We start from the raw sequence: 19,608 nt of genomic DNA on the forward strand, positions 1-19,608 counted from the left end.
AAACAAGGACGCAAATGATTTCTAAAGATATAGCTCTTCCCAAGGTGAGCGTCATTCTTACGACTTTTAACCGCGAATACTTTTTTACAGAAGCCATTGAGAGTATCCTTGAACAAGATTATCCAAATTTAGAAATCATTATTAGCGATGATGGATCAAGCGATAATACCTTTGCCTTTGCCTGTGAATACGCCCAAGATCATCCTAATATTAAAGTTGTCCAAAATGCTCACTCTAAAGGTTCTGCTGGGAATCGCAATAATGGCTTAGATTATGCAAGCGGGGATTTGGTATTGCTTTTAGATGATGATGATTTACTTTTTAAAGAAGCTATTTCTCAAATGGTAGAAGTTTATTTGCAATTCAACAAACATTATGGAATCATTCTTGCAAACTGCACAAGAAGCGATGATGGATTTCTCTCTGGCAAAGGTATCAATGAAACACGAGAAGTGTCTTTTAAAGAAGTTTTATGCGGTAAGCTAGAAGGAGAATTTATCACACTTTTTGAAAGAAAATTGCTTGGAACAAGGCGTTTTAATGAAAATCTAAAGCGTGGAAATGTCGGACTTTTATGGCTTAGAATGCACAAGCAAAGCCCCTGTTTTTATCTCCATCGCCCTTTGAAATTTTATCGAATACACGCCGAATCCCTTACCCATAATATGAAATACCAACCCCTTGAAATGGTTAAAAATTACGAACAAGACATTTTATTATTCTATAAAGAACGCAAAGAATTCTGCCCCAAATACCTAGCTGAACTCTGTGCAATGGCAGCATTACTCTACAAGCAAGGCGGAGATAATAAACACGCTTTTAAAAAGATTTTACAAAGTTTTCTTATTTATCCCAACCTAAAAGCCATCAAAGCACTTACTTATTTATGTTTGCCTAAATCGTTTATTCCACGATTTAATGTGCGTCAAAGAATCGAAAAATGAAAAAAACAAAGATTCTACTTGTTATCCGCTCTCTTTTTATTGGCGGAGCTGAGAGACAATGGGTATTACTAGCACGCGGATTAGCTCAAAAACAAGAAGTGGATTTGTTACTTTGCACTCTTTATAGCGGGGGTGAATTAGTTGATGAAATCAAAGGAATCCCACATTTTTGTCTTCACAAAAAAGGCAAAGGAGATTTTTTATTTTTATGGCGTTATCGCAAACTTTTAAAAGAATTTCAACCCGCTTGTATTTATGCTTTTATGCCCGATTCCAACCTTTTTAGCCTTTTAGCTAGTAGCTTTTTAAAAATTCCTGTTATTTGGGGATTCCGCTCTAGCGGAATTGATATAACAAGGCTTTCACTATTTTCTAAAATTTATTTTTATTTACAAAAGTTCTTAAGTTCTAAAGCAACGGCTATTATTTGCAACTCTAGCGATGCCATTAGTTTTTATAAAAATATTGGGTATCATATGGAAAAAGCCAAGATTATTTACAATGGCATTGATACAACCAAATTTTTTCCCAAGCCATCTAACACCCTTAAAAGCTCCCTACAAATCCCTGAAGATGCCTTTATTTTTGGGATAGCTGCACGAATGGATAAAGTTAAAGATTATCCATTACTAGCAAAAGGTGCTAGAGAAATTTTAGCCAAGAATCAGAAAGTTTTTTTTATTGCTATTGGAAAAATCAATGTGGAGATTCTAAAAGAGTGCGAGACAATCTTAGGAGAATTTAAAAAACAATTTTTATTTTTAGGCATCCAAAAAGACACGCAAATATTTTATTCTCTCTTTGATTGTATTCTCTCAACATCTTATACCGAGAGTTTTTCAAACTCTATTGCCGAAGCAATGGCGTGTGAATGTATTCCACTTGTTAGCGATGTTGGGGAAAGTAAAATTATTGCTAATTTTGGACAAAATTATCCCTACTATTTCCCCAAAAAAGATTTAGAATCTTTTTGCAAAGGGCTTAATTCTATCCTAACACTTCAAAAAGATTCTCTACAAAAACTAAAAAAACAAGCTAGAGAACATATTTTACAAAATTTCTCTGCCCAAAAAATGGTCGAATCCACTCTCAAAGAATTAAAACAATGTCTCTAGTTATCCTTATTTACTCACTTGGTCCAGGTGGTGCAGAGAGAATCACTTCCCTACTTTTAGAAGCCCTAAGTAAAGAATACCCAATCACGCTTGTCTTACTAGAAGATATTTGTCATTACAATATCCCTAGCAATGTAACCAAAGTCATTTTAGGTAAAAATTCCACTCACGAAAGTGGACTTAAAAAACTCATTAAAATCCCTATTTTAGCCTATAAATACTCTAAGATTATTCGTAATTGCACGCATTCTTTTTCACTTATGACACGCCCAAACTATATCAACATTCTTGCTTCTTTTTTCACCAAAAAACCAAAAATCTTCATTTCAGAACGCAGCTATCCTAGCAAACAATATGGTTATGGAAACTTGCAATCCAAAATCAATCGCTTTCTTATCCAAACTCTCTATAAAAGGGCAGATAAAATTTCGGCTAACTCCCCACAAAACTTGCAAGATCTAATCTCAAATTTCCAGATTCCAAAATCTAAAACAACCCTACTCCCAAACTGCTTTGATCTTGAAAAAATCCAGAATCTAAGCCAAGAAAACACGCCACTCAAAGAAAAAATTCTAGCCAAAAAACTAGAGGGTAAAAAAATCTTTGTTAGTATTGGCAGACTTGATGAGGGCAAGAATCACACCTTATTAATTAACGCACTAGCTGCACTCAAAGATAAAAATATCTTTTTATTTATTCTTGGAGAAGGTGTGCTAAGAGAATCTTTGCAAACACAAATTAATGCACTTAATCTTGCAAATCACATTGCACTCTTAGGAGCAACTACCAATCCCTATGCGCCACTTAGCTGTGCAGACTTCTTTCTTTTTGCCTCCAATCACGAGGGATTCCCCAATGTTTTAGTTGAATCATTAGCCTTAGGGATTCCTGTTATCACGACTGATTGTGCGCCCCAAATGATTTTACAAAGCACCCAAAAAATGCAAAATTTTAAACTCGGCAAATGCGGTATCACCACGCCTCTTAATAATAAAGAAATAATGATAGAAGCTATTAATTGGGCTTTAGAAAATCCTGCTTTTTTCAAAAAAGAAAATCTTTTATCTCAAGCCAAAACCTTTAGCATCACCCATCAATTACCACTCTATAAAAAATGGCTAGAATTAAAATAAAAGAAACAATTAAAATTATAAATGTTTAAAAAATACTCTAAAATGTGCTAAAATATCAACAATTTTTAAAGTCAAAAACAAGGGATAAGTTTTGAATTTTACGATGCTTTATAGCAAGATTCATCGTGCTAGAGTGAGCGATGCCAATCTTAATTATGTCGGCTCCATTACGATTGATATTCAGCTTATGAAAGCTGCGGGGCTTTTAGAGGGTCAAAAGGTTGATATTGTTAATATCAATAATGGCGAGAGATTTTCTACCTATGTTATTGAGGGCAAAAATGGTGATATTTGTCTCAATGGCGCCGCTGCTAGAAAAGTGCAAATTGGAGATAAAATTATCATTATGGCTTATGCTCAATTCTCAAAAGAAGAACTAGAAAACTACGAACCTAAAGTTGTTTTGGTAGATGAAAGCAATCAAATCATTCAAATTAAAAAGGAATTAAAAAATGTTTAATCCAGAAGACTTAGCAAAAACCCTAGAGAATTTACAAGAAAATTTCAAAAATGCACAAGAAGAAAACAAAAATCTCACCTTTAGTGCCAAAAGTGGAGGAGGATTAGTGAGTGTAAGTGCTAATGGCGAGGGAGAAATCATAGATATTAGCATTGATGATTCCTTGCTAGAAGACAAAGAATCGCTTCAAATTTTATTAATGAGTGCAATTAATGATGTTTTTAAAAGTGTGGAGGGAAATAAGAAAAAAATGGCAATGGGAATGCTTGGAAATCTTGGAAACTTTCCTTTTAAAGGTTAAAAATGAAAAAAATCTTGCTTTTAATTTGTAGCCTTATCCTAAGTGTTAAACTTGTCGCTTATGATTTTAGTGCTTGTCAAGCCAAAGCTACACTTTCTATGGAAAAAATAGGTCAAAGCTATGGAATCGCAATAAAACCCTTACAAAAAGATGCTAAACTCCCTACAAAAAGCATATTGTTTTTTTATTCTCCAAATGCCGCCCCAAAAGGCTACAAAATCCTTAAGCACGATCCTTTTTTAGGTTTTTATCTCCTAGAATCAAAAACCAATTTAAGTCCTATTTCCCTAAAAGAAATCAACAATGAAATGCTAGAAGATGAAACTGCTAGCATCACTCCTGCTAATAATGTTAGTGGGAAGATTTCAACAAGAATGCAAAGTCCTATTGATTTTGCCACTTTAAATGTCCCAACCTTTCAAAATAGTCTTATTAATACCATTTGCGAACAAAGCTATGGGATTGGAATTGGTAAAAATCAATTTTTAGAAAAAAAGTATCTTGATCGCTTTATCAATAATCCCATTTATTATGGTGATATTGGCATTAGAGTGTTTCAAAACCCACAAGATAGAGTTGAAGTTAATCTCATTGATCCATTTTTTAATAACAATCCTTTTGAATACGGCGATATTATTATGATGATTAATGGAGAAGCCATCCCAAATGTCAGCCAATTTAACCGCGTAGTCTTGGATTTAAAAGAAGGCTCTACCATTCCTGTTAGAATAGAACGCAATGGTATAGTGCAAAATCTCTCTGTAAAAGTAGATAAACGACGCGGCGGTATGCTTTTGAAAGAAGATTTTTTTGAAAGAGTAGGTATAGAAATTTCCAATGATTTCACAATTACACAAGTGCTACCTAGTGCCAAAAATGGATTTGAAAAACTAGAAGTTGGTGATAAGGTTTTAAGAATCAATCAAAAAGATGTCCCACAAAATTATGATTCTATCATTCGCTTTTTAGGTGATTATGTCAATGATAGGCAAAAATGGCTCATCTCTCGCGATGATTTTCAATTTTTTATAGAAGTCAATACACAAAAGGCAAAGAATGACAGAGAAACTTCATTCCCTTTTTAGCGAATTTGAATCTTATCTCATCTCACAATCCCCAAAAGTTCCCAGCTTTCATCCCTATTATGAAAAAGCACTTTGGGAAATGGTGCTAAGTGGCGGGAAGCGATTCCGCCCTAAATTGCTTTTAAGTGTTGTTTATGCCAATAAAGCAAAATTTGCTTCCAAAGCCTTTGCACCTGCATTGGCTCTAGAAATCTTGCACACTTACTCGCTTATTCATGATGATTTACCCGCAATGGATAATGCTCTTTTAAGAAGAGGTGTGCCAACCTTGCACCATAAATACGATGAATGCGGTGCAATTTTAGTTGGCGATGGACTAAATACTCATAGCTTTTATTGTATTGCCAAATCCAAACTCAAGCCAAAAATCAAAAATAAACTCATAGAGATTCTAAGCTATAATGGCGGAATCCATGGTATGGTTTTAGGACAGGCTTTGGATTGCTATTTTGAAAAACAAACTCTGCCTTTAGAAAAATTACGCACCATTCATTTAAACAAAACTGCAAAACTTATTGCGGCTGCATTGCAAATGGGAGGAATCATTGCCAAATGCGACAAAAAATTCTGTCAGAAACTTTATAAAATTGGCTTGGATTTGGGATTATTTTTTCAAATCCGCGATGACATTATCGATGCAACACAAAGCTCGCAAGAAGCAGGAAAAACAACACAAAATGATTCAGAAAAAAATAGTTATGTCAATCTTTTGGGATTAGAAACTGCTAAAATAGAAGCTAAAAAACTCCAAGAATCTTTACAAACGCAGCTCCAATCTCTAAATCCTAAAACCAATCAAACTTTAACAATTCTTTTAGAGGAATATTTTACATTTTAATGAGGTATCTATGAAAAGAATATTAATCGCCAATGATGATGGCTATCAATCCCCAGGATTACTAGCACTTAGGGAAGCTTTAGCTCCATTAGGTCATATTGTAATTGTCGCTCCTGCGAGTGAAAAATCTGCGTGTGGACATGGAATGACATTAACGCGTCCCTTAAGATTTATAAAACTTGATGATGACTTCTATAAGCTTGATGATGGAACGCCAACAGATTGCATTTATCTCTCACTCCACGCACTTTATGAAGAAGGATTTAAGCCAGATTTAATTGTAAGTGGAATCAACATAGGATCCAATATGGGCGAAGATGTTAGTTATTCAGGAACCGCAAGTGCAGCTATGGAGGGCGTTTTACACGATATTCCTTCTATAGCTATTTCTCAAGTTTTACAAGATAAAAACTGCTTTGGATTTGATTTTTCTCTTGCAAAGGAAACTATTTATAACCTTGCAAAAAAAATCTTAGAAAATGGCTTCCCTCTTCAAAAAAGAGAATTTTTAAATGTCAATATTCCACAGATTTCAAAAGAACAATGCAAGGGAATGAAAATCACAGAACTTGGAATTAGGCTCTATGGAAATGATGCACATTTACACAGAAATCCTCGCGGAGAAGAATACTATTGGTTAGGACTTCATCCGCTAAATTGGAAAGAACGCAATCAACAAGAATCTTCAGATTTTAATGCCATAATGAATGATTATGTCTCCATTACCCCTATTACCCTTGATTTTACTGCTAGAAAAAGTATGCAACCTTTACAAGATTGGATTACACAATGACAAATAAGCGTTTTACTCGGACTCTTTTACTCTTTAAAGAAGATGGTTTTGCAAAACTCCAAAATGCTAGTGTCTTGATTCTTGGAGTGGGTGGCGTTGGAGGATTCGCTCTTGATTGTCTTTATCGCACAGGAATTGGCAGAATCTGCATTATAGATTATGATAGCTTTGATGAAACCAATCAAAATAGACAAATTGGTTCTTTTGAAGGCGTAGGAGAAAAAAAGGTAAAAATCCTAGCCCAAAAATACCAAGGTATAGAAGCCATAGAAACCAAAATTACCCAAGAATTTCTTCAAAATTTTGATTTCACTCCTTTTGACATTGTCATTGATGCCATTGATGATATTGAAGCAAAAATTTCCCTAGCCCTAACCCTCGCTAATCACCCCAAAAATCCAAATATACCCTTGCTTCTTTCTTCCACAGGAAGTGCTAAGAAGCTTGATCCCTCTAAGATTCAAAGCGCTAGTATTTGGAAAACCTATGGGGATAAATTTGCTAGAAAATTCCGCGAGGGGCTAAAAAAGCAAGGCTTTAAGGGGAATTTCCTAGCAGTTTTTAGCCCAGAACCGCCTAACTGCAAGGAATTAGGAAGCTTTAGTGGTGTTACAGGAAGCTTTGGATTGCGTCTTGCAAGTGAAGCCATTTCAATTATTTTAAAAAAGGAGATAGTATGCAAATCTTAGCAAAAAGTTATGAAGATGAATGTGAAGACTTTGAAGAAGAAGAATATGATGGTTATGATTCTAAATACGAAGATAGTGATAAATACAATTATGATGAGGATGATTACGATAATAGCGATAGCGATTATGAAAATGATGAGGACTATTAATGCAAAATATTAAAGTTGCGCTTATTCAACAAGCTTTTAAAGGCACAAAAACAGCAACCTTACAAACCACTGCAAAAATGATCAAAGAAGCGGCAAAAAATGGTGCAAATCTTGTTTTATTACAAGAATTACATACAACAGAATATTTTTGCCAAAGTGAAAATGTGGATTTTTTTGATTATGCCTTAAGTTTTGAAGAAGATTGCGAATATTTTAGTGAGATTGCTAAAAATCACAAAATTGTGCTTGTAACTTCACTTTTTGAGCGACGCACAAGAGGACTTTATCACAACACCGCAGTAGTCTTTGAATCTAATGGCGAGATTGCAGGAAAATACCGCAAGATGCACATTCCAGATGATCCGGGATTTTATGAAAAATTCTATTTTACACCTGGGGACTTAGGATTTACACCTATTACCACAAGCCTTGGAAAGGTTGGAATTTTGATTTGTTGGGATCAATGGTATCCAGAGGCTGCAAGAAGTATGGCTTTAAAGGGAGCAGAAATCTTAATTTATCCAACCGCTATTGGTTGGTTTGATTCAGATTCTAAAGAAGAAAAAGATCGCCAAAGAGAAGCTTGGATAGCTGTCCAAAGAGGTCATTCAGTAGCAAATGGGATTCCAGTAGTTGCCATTAATCGCGTGGGATTTGAAAAGGATAAAAGTGGAGTTTTAGAGGGCATACGCTTTTGGGGATCTAGTTTTGCCTTTGGTGCACAAGGGGAGCTTTTAACACTTGGAAGTGTAGAAAATGAAGAAATTTTATATTTTGAATGGGATAAAAAACGCAGTGAAGAAGTGCGCAGAATCTGGCCCTTCTTAAGAGATAGACGCATTGATTCTTATCAAAATATTTTAAAGCGTTTTGATGATTAGCGACAAAGAAAAATGGGATTTGCGTCACCAAAATAACCCCATTCCAAACTCTCCACTAGAACTTCTTTCTCAAAATATCGCTCAAGCACAAAAAGGCAGAGCGCTAGATATTGCCTGTGGAATGGGGAGAAATTCAAAATTTATGCGTGATAATGGCTTTATAGTCGATAGTGTTGATATTTCCACTTATGCCATTTCAAGCCTTAAAGATGAAGTCAATATTAATCCTATTTGCGTGGATTTAGATACCTTTAGTATCCAAAAAAATCATTATGATCTCATTTGCAATAGCTTTTTTTTGGAGCGTAGATTATTTCCTTCTATCCTTGAAGGACTTAGAAAAAATGGTATTTTGATTTTTGAAACTTTTGCAAGAAGCGATAATGAATCTCACAATGCTTTTGCTTCAGATTCTTCTCATCTTTTACGAAAAAATGAGCTTTTAAGGGCATTTTTAGATTTAGAGATTCTTTTTTACGAAGAGAAACTTATTTGCAGAAATCAAGATTCTCACTCTTTAGCTTTAGTTGCTAGGCTTGTTGCGCGTGCCTAAATTTTTGCATTTTTATTCTAATCAACGCAGCAAAAAGATTCTCAACATTGCTATTCCTTCTGGGTTAAATTCTCTTTTAGATATTATTAATCTCTCCATTGATTTAATGTTTATTGGAGTTTTTGGCGCCAATGCTATTGTGGCCGTGGGAGTTAGTCTTAATTATATGATGTTAGCTTTTGCTTTTACAACGATTATTTTTGTTGGCAATAGTGCTTTGGTTTCAAGATTCCTTGGTGCAGATCAAAAAAAATGTGCCGATGAAGTAATCTTAAGTCTCACCTTTGCAGCTTTTTGCCTCTCCATTCCCTTATGCTTGTTAGCATTTTTGTGCTATGATTATTTTTTTAGCTGGATTGGGATTTCTAATGAAGCCAAAGAAATTGGAAGTTCCTATCTAAGCTTGACACTTTTTGGCATTCCCTTGCTTTTGATTAAACAAGTGAGTATTTCCTCATTTTCTGCTGCTGGGGCGACAAAAATACCCTTTTTTATTAAAATTTTTATCACACTTTTTAACCCCATTTTGAAATATATTTTTATTTTTGGCTTTTTATTTATCCCCGAATTTGGAGTAATTGGTGCTGCTATTGCCACTTTAATTATCAATTTTATTGAAACCTTAGCACTCTTCTTATATTTGCTATGTTACAAAAAAAGCCCAATTTCCCTAAGAGGAAAAATTAATTTTGATTATATAAAACGCGCTTTTATTGTTGGGATTCCATCTGGTTGTGAGCGACTTTTTACACTCTTATCTATGATTTTAATGGCTAAATTTGTAGCACTTTATGGAACTTTTAATTTAGCAGGTTATCAAATCGCTACAAGAATCGAAGGGTTTGCTTTTATGCCGGGATTTGGATTTATGATTGCTGCTATGGCATTAATGGGTCAAAATCTAGGGGCACACAAACCCTTAGAAGCAAAGTATAGCACCTTAAATACACTTTTATTAGGAGGTGTTTTTATGGGGGTAATTGGCTTAATTATGACTTTTTTTGCTCCCTTACTTTCAAGTTTTTTTACCCATGATATTCAAACCATTGAAGCAAGCACAAAATACTTAATTCCTATTGGTATTTCACAAATCGCATTTGCTTTTATTTGTATTTTAGATGGTGCATTAAGGGGGGCGGGAATCACTAAAATCACCTTAATAACTAATACCTTAATGATTTGGGGATTAAGAGTGATTCCTTGTTATTTAATTGCTAAATTTCATTATCCTATTTCTTATATTTATCTTTGCATTTGCCTAGAGACATTTTTACGCGCATTTGTGTATTGGAAAATCTTTCAAAAAGGAGCTTGGAGAAAAAATAAAGTCTAACCAATCCAAGCAAAAAACAAAGGCAAATTTGAAATAATATAAAGTACTATAACTAGCAAACATAGTGCTATTGCCACAAAAACTAAAAATTTCTTCTCAAAAGAAGTTAGTTTATCGCCACTTCTTGCCACAGAGATGATAGTCGCAATAACAATTAAAAATGAAACTGCCACTATCAACACCAAGATTAAACCAAATCCACTAACACTATTCATATAAATTTTCCTTAAATCATTATAATTTACTTATAGCGGCAAGTAACTTTCTAAATTATACCACTATTTTCTATTAAAATTAAAATCAATCTAATAATTTATTATGTTTTAACAAGCTATAGGATAAAATGAGCTTAGATAATTATTTTTTAAGGCTAGAATTTATGATTGATTTAAAACTCTTAGTGAATGATTTTGAAGGAGTTGTAGCACAACTTACTAAACGCAATATTGATGAAGTTTTTTTAGAAACCCTAAGACAAACTCATCTTAATTACAAACAAAAAAAGATTGCCCTTGAAGAACTTCAAGCCAAACAAAATAGCAAAACTAAACTTTTTGCACAATACAAACAAGAAGGCAAAGATATCCAACCACTTAAAAAAGAATGTGATTTACTCAAAGCAGAAATTACGCTTTATACTCAAGAAATACAAGGATGGGAAGAAAAATTACAAGAATTCTCTCATATTATCCCCAATATTCCTGATTCTAAAACTCCCATTGGCAAAGATGAAAAAGACAATGTTGAGATTAAAAAGATTCTTACACCAAGGGAGTTTTCTTTTACACCCAAGGAACATTGGGAACTTGCCGAACAAAATGGCTGGATTGATTTTGAACGCGGAGTTAAACTTGCTAAAAGTCGCTTTAGCGTCTTTATGGGAATGGCAGCAAAACTAGAGAGAGCACTTATTAACTATATGCTTGACTTCAACACTCAAAGAGGTTTTAGTGAAGTGGGAACTCCTGTTATTGTTAATTCTCAAATCCTTTTTGGAACAGGACAATTACCTAAGTTTGAAAACGATCTTTTTAAAATTTCGGATTTTGAAGAGGAAGAATTAGATAGCAAAGAAGCAAAAAAGGGGCACGAGCTTTATTTGATCCCCACCGCAGAAGTTACACTAACCAATCTTTACAATAATGAAATTCTCAAAGAAGAAGATTTACCCTTAATGATGACTGCTTATACACCTTGTTTTAGAAAAGAAGCCGGAAGTGCAGGTCGAGATACAAGGGGCATTATTCGCCAACATCAATTTGACAAAGTTGAACTTGTAGCCATCACCACTCCCCAAGATAGTGATATAATGCAAGAAAGAATGGTTGCTTGTGCTTCAGATTTGCTGACTTCATTAGGATTACCTCATCGTTTAGTTCAACTTTGCAGTGGAGATTTAGGCTTTAGTGCTAGTAATACCATTGATATTGAAGTATGGCTACCTGGACAAAATTGCTATCGTGAGATTAGCTCCATTTCTAACACACGCGACTTTCAAGCTAGACGCGCAAAAATCCGTTATAAAGATTCTAACAAAAAGAATCTTCTTGTGCATACTTTAAATGGATCAAGTCTTGCTGTAGGCAGAACTTTAGTTGCAATTATGGAGAACTACCAAAATGAAGATGGGAGCATTGAGATTCCAAATGTTTTGCAACCCTATCTGAGGTAATTTAATGATTGAGCAAGAAGAAAACAAGCAAGTTATTCATCTTGATGATGGCTTAGATATTCTCCAAGATATTCTGACAAAACAAGAGGAACCAAAGCCACAAACAAAGCTGGATAAACTCCAAGAATTCTTCAAAAAACGCAAAAAAATTGCTATTCCTCTTGGCTTATTGCTTGGAATTTTCATTATTGCTCTTATTTTTATCATTGGGCACTTTCTTTCTCAAGAGACAGAATTACCTAAACAAACTCCACAAATACCACCTCCACAACTCACCATTCAAAAAGGTGGAGATATTATTCCTGATGCCGAAAACCTTGATGCATTGCTCAAAAAAGCTAACTTTCTTTATTCTAGCGGAAACAAGCAAGAAGCACTCGATCTCTATGGTAAAATCTCTAACTATTCTGAAGGACTCTCTAATTATAATTTAGGAGTTGTGCAAATGGCAGAAAAATCCTATGCCAATGCAATGGAATCTTTCCAAAAAGCCATTGATTTAGGAGAAGATCGTGTCATTAGCTCCCTTAATGCCGCTGTTTGTGCATTATATCTCAATCAACCACTCAAATATCAATATTATCTTAATCTAGCAGAAACCTATCTTCCTTATGCAGGAAATCTCCCTCTTTATTCCTATCTTTATGCACTCACACATTATTACCAAGGAAACTATTTTGAAGCCTTCTCTCCACTCCTCCACCCAAGTTTCTCTTACTATCAAGAGCAAAATAATCTTCTACTTTCATCATTATATGCCTATTTTAACAATAATTACAAAGCCCTACAAACCCTCAATAAAGATTCAACAAATCCTAACCATTGGTTTAACCTAGCCCTTCTCTATGCTAGAATTGGAGAATATAAACAAGCTGATTCTTTAATCCAACAAACCATCAATACTTTTGGAAATTCTCTCCAAAGAGAAATGGCATTACTTCTTATTAAGCTTCAACTAAACGATTACGCTCAAGCCTCAAAAATACTCAACAAATACGCTAACAATAAAGAAGCAATTAATAACAATCCTTATCCCATCAAAATTACCTTGAAACAAGATTTTTTTAATATCAACACCGCACAAAAACGATTCTGGGATAACTTTAGCGGCTTTAAGCTAAATTCCTATAAAATTCTTTTTTATTTTGCACCCTACAAAGTCTTTGATGCTCAAGAAGCTTTCAATATCATCCAAGAAGGTGGAATCAATATCCACATTGAAAACCTGCAAGAAGCCAAAGAAATATTGCTACGCGGACAAACGATTTCTAAAGTTAATCGCAACATAGCCAATGCAATTTTAGAAACATTACAAGGTAATATTAGAAAAGCCAATGACCTACTTGCTAATGCCACAGAAAATTATCCTAATCATTCTATCTTGCATTATAATTTAGGGCTTAATTACGCACAAATGGGAGATTTTGATCGCTCTTATCAACATTTTATACGCGCTTTTCACCTTAATCCTAAAGATTTACTAGCCGGCATTTTTGCACTCATTACTTCACAACTCACACATCGCGATTCTACTCGTTTAAATAATGAAATCTCTCAAGAATTTGCAAATCTACAAAGCACCCAAGAAGAAAGGGAATTCATTCAAGCACTCCTAAACTTTGCACGCAATGGAACTCCAATGCCACTTGAATCACTAGAAAATAAAAAAAGTAATATTGCTATCTATTATGCCCTTAATTTTGTTCAAAACATAGCCCTTCAAGATCAAAGCTTACTAGTCCAATCCACCAATGGATTAAAAGCACTTCTCCCAAATGACCCTCTTAGTAACCTTCTCAATCTTCTAGCAATCAATTACAAAGATGATCCAAAAAATCTTGCTTTAAAACTTCAAGGTTACTATCAAGATCCTGCGATCAATAAAGATCCTATCTATTATGGAGCAGCTGTTGTTAGGGAAATGTATATTGAAATTGCTTATATCATTGGGACTTTACATTATGTAGAACAAGATTTAGACAATCGTCTCATTACTGAGCAAAAAGATGTGCGTGGTATCATTCAAGCACTCGCTTTGAGCTATATTTATCTCCAAGAGTTTGAAAAATCTTTCACGCTTTATAATAGCCTTATTGATGATTTTAAAGAACAGGACACACAAACATTGTTTTTAACCGCTGTTGCCGCAATTGGTGCAGGACATACCGAAAATGCTGCCACTCTTTTGCAACTCTCTAAACTCGAAGCACCTACAAATTTTGAAACTAGAATCGCCAATGGACTTTTATATTTACAAGAAAATAACTATAACGCCGCTGCTTCACAATTTACAACCTTAGTGAATTCTGGTGCGGTATCAGAGTTTTTTGATTTTAAAATTGATGTGGAAAAACTGCAGAATAGAACAAAAACTTCAAATTAATCTTTGCTATATTTTTTATACAATGATTCTAGTCTGTTAAAATAAACTAGAATCATACAAATTTAATTACTAATATGATAATTTGGAGCTTCTTTGGTAATCATTACATCATGCACATGCGATTCACGCAATCCACTTTGTGTAATTTCCACAAACTCTGCTTTCTCCCATAAAGTAGCAACATCTTTAGCTCCCAAATACCCCATTGAAGAGCGTAATCCGCCAAGCATTTGGTGGATTACATCAGCAATCCTTCCACGATAAGGCACTCTACCCTCAATACCCTCTGGGACAAGTTTTTCTTGTGCGGTGCCTTCTTGGAAATACCTATCTGCACTCCCCTTATTCATCGCCCCTAAACTACCCATTCCTCGATAGCTTTTATATTGTCTGCCTTGATAAATGATTGTCTCACCTGGAGATTCTTCAGTTCCTGCTAACATACTGCCTATCATTACACTACTAGCTCCCGCTGCAAGTGCTTTTGCAATATCACCTGAATATTTAATCCCACCATCAGCAATCAGTGGAATTCCCATTTTATGACAAACTTCAGATACATCAGCAATGGCTGTAATCTGTGGCACACCCACGCCTGCTACAATACGAGTAGTGCAAATGCTTCCTGGACCAATGCCTACTTTCACACCATCAGCTCCTGCTTCAATTAACGCTTGAGCACCTTCTTTTGTTGCAACATTTCCTGCAACAATATCCACAACCAAATGCTTTTTAATTTCTTTTACCGTTTCTAAAATCCCGCGACTATGTCCGTGTGCTGAATCAAGCACCAATACATCAACTCCTGCCTCTACTAATGCTTTTGCTCTATCATATTGAAATACACCAATAGCCGCTCCTACACGCAATCTTCCAAAATCATCTTTATTGGAATTTGGATATTCGATTCTTTTTTGAATATCTTTAATAGTAATCAACCCCTTTAAAATTCCTTTTTCATTGACAATTGGTAGTTTTTCAATTTTATGTTTATTCATAATATTTCGTGCTTCTTCTAAACTTGTGCCAACTTTTGCTGTAACTAAAGGAGCCTTTGTCATAATTTCCTTAACAGGACGACTTAAATCTGTCTCAAAACGCATATCTCGATTAGTTAAGATTCCAATTAAACTGCCATTATCATCAACCACAGGCACTCCTGAAATTTTATAATTATCTGTAATGGCTTTTGCTTGCATTAAAGTAGCATCTGGACTAATAAAAATCGGATCAATAATAACTCCACTTTCACTCTTTTTTACCTTTTTAATCTGTGCTACTTGTGAGTTAATATCCATATTTTTATGAATAATACCAATTCCACCAACCCTTGCCATAGCAATAGCAGTGCGGTATTCTGTAACCGTATCCATTGCCGCAGAAACAAGCGGTGAGTTTAAAGTGATATTTTTGCTAAACTTTGTCTCTAAAGAAACCTCTTTAGGTAAAATTTCAGAATAAGCTGGAACCAACAACACATCTTCAAAAGTCAATGCACGCGCTCTAATTTTCATAAGCTCTCCTTAATAAGATTTTCTAAATTTAAACCCAAATCTAACAATTTTTGCTCTTCAAAAGCCGCACCAATTAATTGCATTCCAATAGGCATTCCCTCACTCTCTCCAACTGGCAAAGAAAGTGCTGGAAGCCCTGCAAGATTCACCCCAATTGTATAAATATCTTCCAAATACATTTGCAAAGGAGTTTTACATTCATCAAATCCAAAAGCCGTTCTTGGCGCTACTGGAGAGAGAATTGCATCGCAATCTTTTAAGATTTCATTGTATTGTCTTGCAATAAGAGTGCGCACCTTTTGAGCTTTGATATAATAAGCATCATAATATCCACTACTTAATACAAAAGAGCCAAGCAAGATTCTTCGCTTCACCTCATCGCCAAAGCCTTGTGAGCGGGTTTTTAAATATAATTCTTTAAGATTATTAATATTTTCCGCCCTATTCCCATACCTCACTCCATCAAATCTCGCCAAATTTGAACTCGCTTCTGCGGTGCAAATCACATAATAGGCAGCGATAATATAGCTAGTATCAAGCATTTCTTTTTCAACGATAGTATGTCCATTAGCACTTAAGAGATCAATGCTTTTTTGGTATGCATCTTGAATGTTTTTATCCGCATCTTTTAGCAAACTAGGCAATATTGCGATTCTCATTTTACGATTTGCGTTAAGATTATTATAAGTGTTTGTAAATGGGAGATTAGCAGAAGTCGAATCCATTTTGTCATATCCGCTAATAGCATCAAACAATATCGCACAATCTGTAATATTTTGTGTAATAGGTCCGATTTGATCAAGGCTAGAGCTATAAGCCACCAATCCATAACGACTAACCCTACCATAAGTGGGCTTCAATCCCACACAACCACAAAAACTAGCAGGTTGGCGGATACTACCACCTGTATCACTACCCAATGCGGCAATGGCGATTCCACCAGCAACTGCTGCAGCACTCCCTCCACTACTTCCACCGGGGACTTTGCTTGGATTTTTTGGGTTAAGCGTTTTTCCATAGCAACTACTTGCAGTTGTGCTTCCCATAGCAAATTCATCCATATTAGTCCGCCCAAAAGGCGCCATTTTATGCTGAAGTAGATTCTCTATTGCAGTAGCATTATAAGGCGCGATATAACCTTGTAAAATCTTACTTGCACAAGTGATCTCCCAACCTTTAACATTAATATTATCTTTAATAGCTATTGGGAGACATTCTTCATTATAATCTTGCAAATCTCCCACATAAGCATTAAGATTACTTTGCTTAATGGCTTGTGTTAAATTTGCTTTTAACTCTCTAATTCCATCTTTATCGAGTTTCAATGCTTCTTGTAAAGTAGGGATATACATTTAATACTCCATGAATTTTAAAAAATTTTAGAATTATAAAAAAATATTTTTGATAAAAGGGTTAAAGCAGTAAAAAAATGAAGTTTTTTAAAACCCTTCTTAAGATACTTGCGGCACATAAATATTTTGAAGGCTCTGCTGTGTTCCCACCCTGAAGCATTATTCAAAAAACCCATTGCACAAGTCTCAAAAAGGGCGATTGAAATTATATTTATTTTTTCTTAAAAAAGCAAATTTAAATCCCACCAAATAAAAATTTGCCATTTTTACAAAACTTAAAAGTCTATTTTGGCTCTTACCCAAAAGTTTCTTCCCATTTCATATATTCTAGAGCTAACAGGATTATCCGCCACACTCAAATCAATGCTATTTTTAGAGAGGTGATAGCTATAGAGTTTATCCGTGAGATTTTCAACTCCTGCAAAAAGTTTGAGATTATTATAAGTGTAACCCACATAAAAGTTTATAATGCCAAATCCACTTGAATCACCAAAATCTTGACCCACTACATTACCATAGCCTTCTAAACTTCTAGTTTGTTTTGCATGTGCAATGATTTCACCTTTGATAAAATATTTATTGTCATCATATTTTAATGCAAAAAGTGTTTGCAAGGGTGCAATTTGCGCTAGTGGTCTATTTTCTTTTGTGTCTTGTCCATAGGTATAGCTCATTTGAGCTAATGCAAATGTATTAGGCAAAAACTCATAAGAAATCTCCGCTTCTCCACCCAATAATAACGCATCGGTATTAAAGCTTGCAGTGGTGGCTGTATTGTAATTTAACATTATATAATCTTGAATATAAGAAACATAGCTAGACACGCTAAAGCTAAGCTTTTCTTTGTGATAAGTTGCCCCCAAATCCAATTGTGTGTTTTTTTCTTTTTTCAGATTCAAACCATTTCCCTTAGAAACTTCCCAAAAATCAGGAATCCTTTGTGCATAGCCCAAACCAGCATAAAGCGTGTAATCGCCAAAATATTTTTCAGCTCTTCCAAAGCCACTCAAGGCATATTTTGTATTAGAAGTATCTAGCTTGTGAGCCATCATATCCACCCTATCACCCCTTATACCCGCAAAATATCCCATATTAGATAAAGTAAAGGTTTCTATTTGCGAAAAAATCCCATAACTTTTAAAAGTATAATTAGGGGCATAAGGGCTATTTAGAATCATTTCTGCTTCTTGTGCACTATTTTGATTAGCAATAGATCTAGTCTTATGCTTATCTAAATTATAATTTCCACCAAAGTAAATCTTAGAGAGATCAAACTTTTTTTGATATTCCAATCTCCCGCCCGTATTTGTTCTATTGGGATTGCTAATTTGATATTTATTCCCTGTTTTTGGAATGCCATTAGTTAGGCTAAAATTATCCATAATATGGTCAATTTCGTGATGATAAATGTGAAAATCTAGCTTATCGTCATTGAAAAATTTAATCAAATGTGCTTGATAAGACTCCCTATCAAAAGTTCTCGCATCCATTGTCCTATCTGCATAAGCAGCTTCTCCCCTGCCAATATCAAAGCTAAGCTCTAATTTTAAATCAGGGCTAGGAGTTAAGGCGCCAATAAAACTCCCTGATTGTCTTTTGTATGCGGAATGCACCCTATCTCCCCTGCCACTTTTATAGTCATCGCTTCTATAGTTTGAATAGATAGCTTGCAAACTACCTAGTTCATTTCCACCTATTAAATGCGTATTAGCATCAACCCTTCCAAAACTTCCATAAAGTGCATCCACCCCACCGCTAAAGCTTGGTTTTTGAAGTGTTAGAATCTCTCTATCAAAGAGCATTCCTCCAGTAATCAAAGAACCATATCTTACATCTTGGGGACCTTTTATAATGACAATAGAATTATAATTTTGTGGAAAAATATAGGTTAAAGTCGTATCCATTCTACCACCACAACCACCCAATAAAGTCCCTCCATTTACAACAATTGGCAATCTACCTCCACCAAGCGATCTAAAAAATGCCTCGGTTCCACCACCGCCTTTTTTAGCAACCGAAAACCCAGGAATCTGCTGCAAACTCTTTGCAATATCGCTATTATTTAAAAGCGAATCTTTGCCTAAAATATCGGTGTAATCAATTTGAGTGGGATCTGTTAAGGGAGAATTAGTATATTGGATTGTAACTTGATTACCTTGCGAATAAAGTAGTGTTGAGAGGGATAAAAACGCAAAAACTTTGTATTTCATAAAATATTTCCTTAAAAATTATTATCTTATTTTAAAAAGAATTTAATAGTTTGCTTATGTTAATATCTAACCAACAGCTTCAATTAAAAATAAGCCAAATAGTAAGATTATAATGCCGATACTTTAAAATAAAACTTGAATTTAAGCTAAATTCTTACAATTTGGTTTGCATTACTAATTTTATAATTACATATTGTAACATT

General features: G+C 34.7%; 19 protein-coding genes and 1 other RNA gene. 15 read left to right on the top strand and 5 right to left on the bottom strand.

Going from position 1 to position 19,608, the window contains the following annotated elements:
• The first annotated feature begins 14 nt into the window (after positions 1 to 14).
• The 13 genes from HCAN_RS06520 (at position 15) to HCAN_RS06575 (ending at position 10,274) form a co-directional block, all read left to right on the top strand.
• The gene (locus tag HCAN_RS06520; protein WP_006656313.1) at positions 15 to 944 is read left to right on the top strand and encodes a glycosyltransferase family 2 protein; all 930 of its coding nucleotides are present in this window, start codon (positions 15 to 17) and stop codon (positions 942 to 944) included.
• Positions 941 to 2,059: a glycosyltransferase gene (locus HCAN_RS06525; protein ID WP_006656314.1), complete on the top strand. Its 1,119-nt coding sequence runs from the start codon at positions 941 to 943 to the stop codon at positions 2,057 to 2,059. Before HCAN_RS06520 ends, HCAN_RS06525 begins: the two co-directional genes overlap by 4 nt.
• Positions 2,050 to 3,192, top strand: a complete 1,143-nt coding sequence (locus tag HCAN_RS06530; RefSeq protein ID WP_006656315.1) for a glycosyltransferase — start codon at positions 2,050 to 2,052, stop codon at positions 3,190 to 3,192. The genes HCAN_RS06525 and HCAN_RS06530 overlap by 10 nt, the downstream gene beginning before the upstream one ends.
• A 91-nt stretch (positions 3,193 to 3,283) precedes the next feature.
• Entirely contained in the window at positions 3,284 to 3,652 is a 369-nt protein-coding gene (panD, locus tag HCAN_RS06535; RefSeq protein WP_006656316.1) for an aspartate 1-decarboxylase, read from the top strand.
• Entirely contained in the window at positions 3,645 to 3,953 is a 309-nt protein-coding gene (locus HCAN_RS06540; RefSeq protein WP_006656317.1) for a YbaB/EbfC family nucleoid-associated protein, read from the top strand. The genes panD and HCAN_RS06540 overlap by 8 nt, the downstream gene beginning before the upstream one ends.
• A 2-nt stretch (positions 3,954 to 3,955) precedes the next feature.
• Positions 3,956 to 5,038 carry a DUF7488 domain-containing protein gene (locus HCAN_RS06545; RefSeq protein ID WP_006656318.1) on the top strand — a complete coding sequence of 361 codons (1,083 nt, stop codon included), beginning with the start codon at positions 3,956 to 3,958 and terminating at the stop codon, positions 5,036 to 5,038.
• Positions 5,010 to 5,876: a polyprenyl synthetase family protein gene (locus HCAN_RS06550; RefSeq protein WP_006656319.1), complete on the top strand. Its 867-nt coding sequence runs from the start codon at positions 5,010 to 5,012 to the stop codon at positions 5,874 to 5,876. Before HCAN_RS06545 ends, HCAN_RS06550 begins: the two co-directional genes overlap by 29 nt.
• 10 nt (positions 5,877 to 5,886) lie before the next feature.
• On the top strand, positions 5,887 to 6,669 hold the full coding sequence (surE, locus tag HCAN_RS06555) for a 5'/3'-nucleotidase SurE (RefSeq protein WP_006656320.1): 783 nt from the start codon (positions 5,887 to 5,889) through the stop codon (positions 6,667 to 6,669).
• Positions 6,666 to 7,358, top strand: coding sequence for a ThiF family adenylyltransferase (locus HCAN_RS06560; protein WP_006656321.1), 693 nt, complete (start codon positions 6,666 to 6,668; stop codon positions 7,356 to 7,358). Before surE ends, HCAN_RS06560 begins: the two co-directional genes overlap by 4 nt.
• Positions 7,346 to 7,507, top strand: coding sequence for a hypothetical protein (locus tag HCAN_RS08215; RefSeq protein ID WP_006656322.1), 162 nt, complete (start codon positions 7,346 to 7,348; stop codon positions 7,505 to 7,507). The genes HCAN_RS06560 and HCAN_RS08215 overlap by 13 nt, the downstream gene beginning before the upstream one ends.
• Positions 7,507 to 8,388, top strand: a complete 882-nt coding sequence (locus HCAN_RS06565) for a carbon-nitrogen hydrolase (RefSeq protein ID WP_006656323.1) — start codon at positions 7,507 to 7,509, stop codon at positions 8,386 to 8,388. Before HCAN_RS08215 ends, HCAN_RS06565 begins: the two co-directional genes overlap by 1 nt.
• Entirely contained in the window at positions 8,381 to 8,941 is a 561-nt protein-coding gene (locus HCAN_RS06570; protein WP_006656324.1) for a class I SAM-dependent methyltransferase, read from the top strand. The genes HCAN_RS06565 and HCAN_RS06570 overlap by 8 nt, the downstream gene beginning before the upstream one ends.
• Positions 8,934 to 10,274 carry an MATE family efflux transporter gene (locus HCAN_RS06575; RefSeq protein WP_006656325.1) on the top strand — a complete coding sequence of 447 codons (1,341 nt, stop codon included), beginning with the start codon at positions 8,934 to 8,936 and terminating at the stop codon, positions 10,272 to 10,274. Before HCAN_RS06570 ends, HCAN_RS06575 begins: the two co-directional genes overlap by 8 nt.
• On the opposite strand, the gene HCAN_RS06580 is transcribed toward HCAN_RS06575, so the two are convergent.
• Positions 10,271 to 10,489 carry a hypothetical protein gene (locus HCAN_RS06580; RefSeq protein WP_006656326.1) on the bottom strand — a complete coding sequence of 73 codons (219 nt, stop codon included), beginning with the start codon at positions 10,487 to 10,489 and terminating at the stop codon, positions 10,271 to 10,273. The genes HCAN_RS06575 and HCAN_RS06580 overlap by 4 nt on opposite strands.
• A gap of 164 nt (positions 10,490 to 10,653) precedes the next feature.
• Here HCAN_RS06580 and serS point away from each other — a divergent pair, with 164 nt between their 5' ends.
• Positions 10,654 to 11,946: a serine--tRNA ligase gene (gene serS, locus HCAN_RS06585; protein WP_006656936.1), complete on the top strand. Its 1,293-nt coding sequence runs from the start codon at positions 10,654 to 10,656 to the stop codon at positions 11,944 to 11,946.
• 4 nt (positions 11,947 to 11,950) lie between these two features.
• Positions 11,951 to 14,329 carry a tetratricopeptide repeat protein gene (locus HCAN_RS06590; RefSeq protein WP_006656328.1) on the top strand — a complete coding sequence of 793 codons (2,379 nt, stop codon included), beginning with the start codon at positions 11,951 to 11,953 and terminating at the stop codon, positions 14,327 to 14,329.
• A gap of 62 nt (positions 14,330 to 14,391) precedes the next feature.
• On the opposite strand, the gene guaB is transcribed toward HCAN_RS06590, so the two are convergent.
• The 4 genes from guaB to HCAN_RS06605 form a co-directional block, all read right to left on the bottom strand.
• Complete coding sequence (guaB, locus tag HCAN_RS06595; RefSeq protein WP_006656329.1) at positions 14,392 to 15,843, bottom strand: IMP dehydrogenase; 1,452 nt, start codon at positions 15,841 to 15,843, stop codon at positions 14,392 to 14,394.
• Positions 15,840 to 17,189 carry an Asp-tRNA(Asn)/Glu-tRNA(Gln) amidotransferase subunit GatA gene (gatA, locus tag HCAN_RS06600; protein ID WP_231232590.1) on the bottom strand — a complete coding sequence of 450 codons (1,350 nt, stop codon included), beginning with the start codon at positions 17,187 to 17,189 and terminating at the stop codon, positions 15,840 to 15,842. The genes guaB and gatA overlap by 4 nt, the downstream gene beginning before the upstream one ends.
• 100 nt (positions 17,190 to 17,289) lie before the next feature.
• Positions 17,290 to 17,387: signal recognition particle sRNA small type (gene ffs, locus HCAN_RS08145), an RNA gene on the bottom strand.
• A gap of 83 nt (positions 17,388 to 17,470) precedes the next feature.
• The gene (locus HCAN_RS06605; RefSeq protein WP_006656332.1) at positions 17,471 to 19,405 is read right to left on the bottom strand and encodes a TonB-dependent receptor domain-containing protein; all 1,935 of its coding nucleotides are present in this window, start codon (positions 19,403 to 19,405) and stop codon (positions 17,471 to 17,473) included.
• Between the last annotated feature and the right edge of the window lie 203 nt (positions 19,406 to 19,608).

Source organism: Helicobacter canadensis MIT 98-5491 (assembly GCF_000162575.1).
In the GTDB taxonomy this organism is placed as follows: Bacteria; Campylobacterota; Campylobacteria; order Campylobacterales; family Helicobacteraceae; genus Helicobacter_D; species Helicobacter_D canadensis.

Excerpts from the sequence above, each read along its gene's own strand:
- HCAN_RS06565 (WP_006656323.1), top strand. The coding sequence starts at position 7,507 with ATGCAAAATATTAAAGTTGCGCTTATTCAACAAGCTTTTAAAGGCACA.
- HCAN_RS06560 (WP_006656321.1), top strand. The coding sequence starts at position 6,666 with ATGACAAATAAGCGTTTTACTCGGACTCTTTTACTCTTTAAAGAAGAT.
- guaB (WP_006656329.1), bottom strand. The coding sequence starts at position 15,843 with ATGAAAATTAGAGCGCGTGCATTGACTTTTGAAGATGTGTTGTTGGTT.
- HCAN_RS06605 (WP_006656332.1), bottom strand. The coding sequence starts at position 19,405 with ATGAAATACAAAGTTTTTGCGTTTTTATCCCTCTCAACACTACTTTAT.
- HCAN_RS08215 (WP_006656322.1), top strand. The coding sequence starts at position 7,346 with ATGCAAATCTTAGCAAAAAGTTATGAAGATGAATGTGAAGACTTTGAA.
- HCAN_RS06580 (WP_006656326.1), bottom strand. The coding sequence starts at position 10,489 with ATGAATAGTGTTAGTGGATTTGGTTTAATCTTGGTGTTGATAGTGGCA.
- HCAN_RS06530 (WP_006656315.1), top strand. The coding sequence starts at position 2,050 with ATGTCTCTAGTTATCCTTATTTACTCACTTGGTCCAGGTGGTGCAGAG.
- HCAN_RS06545 (WP_006656318.1), top strand. The coding sequence starts at position 3,956 with ATGAAAAAAATCTTGCTTTTAATTTGTAGCCTTATCCTAAGTGTTAAA.
- HCAN_RS06540 (WP_006656317.1), top strand. The coding sequence starts at position 3,645 with ATGTTTAATCCAGAAGACTTAGCAAAAACCCTAGAGAATTTACAAGAA.
- HCAN_RS06520 (WP_006656313.1), top strand. The coding sequence starts at position 15 with ATGATTTCTAAAGATATAGCTCTTCCCAAGGTGAGCGTCATTCTTACG.
- HCAN_RS06550 (WP_006656319.1), top strand. The coding sequence starts at position 5,010 with ATGACAGAGAAACTTCATTCCCTTTTTAGCGAATTTGAATCTTATCTC.
- surE (WP_006656320.1), top strand. The coding sequence starts at position 5,887 with ATGAAAAGAATATTAATCGCCAATGATGATGGCTATCAATCCCCAGGA.
- HCAN_RS06590 (WP_006656328.1), top strand. The coding sequence starts at position 11,951 with ATGATTGAGCAAGAAGAAAACAAGCAAGTTATTCATCTTGATGATGGC.
- HCAN_RS06525 (WP_006656314.1), top strand. The coding sequence starts at position 941 with ATGAAAAAAACAAAGATTCTACTTGTTATCCGCTCTCTTTTTATTGGC.
- HCAN_RS06570 (WP_006656324.1), top strand. The coding sequence starts at position 8,381 with ATGATTAGCGACAAAGAAAAATGGGATTTGCGTCACCAAAATAACCCC.
- serS (WP_006656936.1), top strand. The coding sequence starts at position 10,654 with ATGATTGATTTAAAACTCTTAGTGAATGATTTTGAAGGAGTTGTAGCA.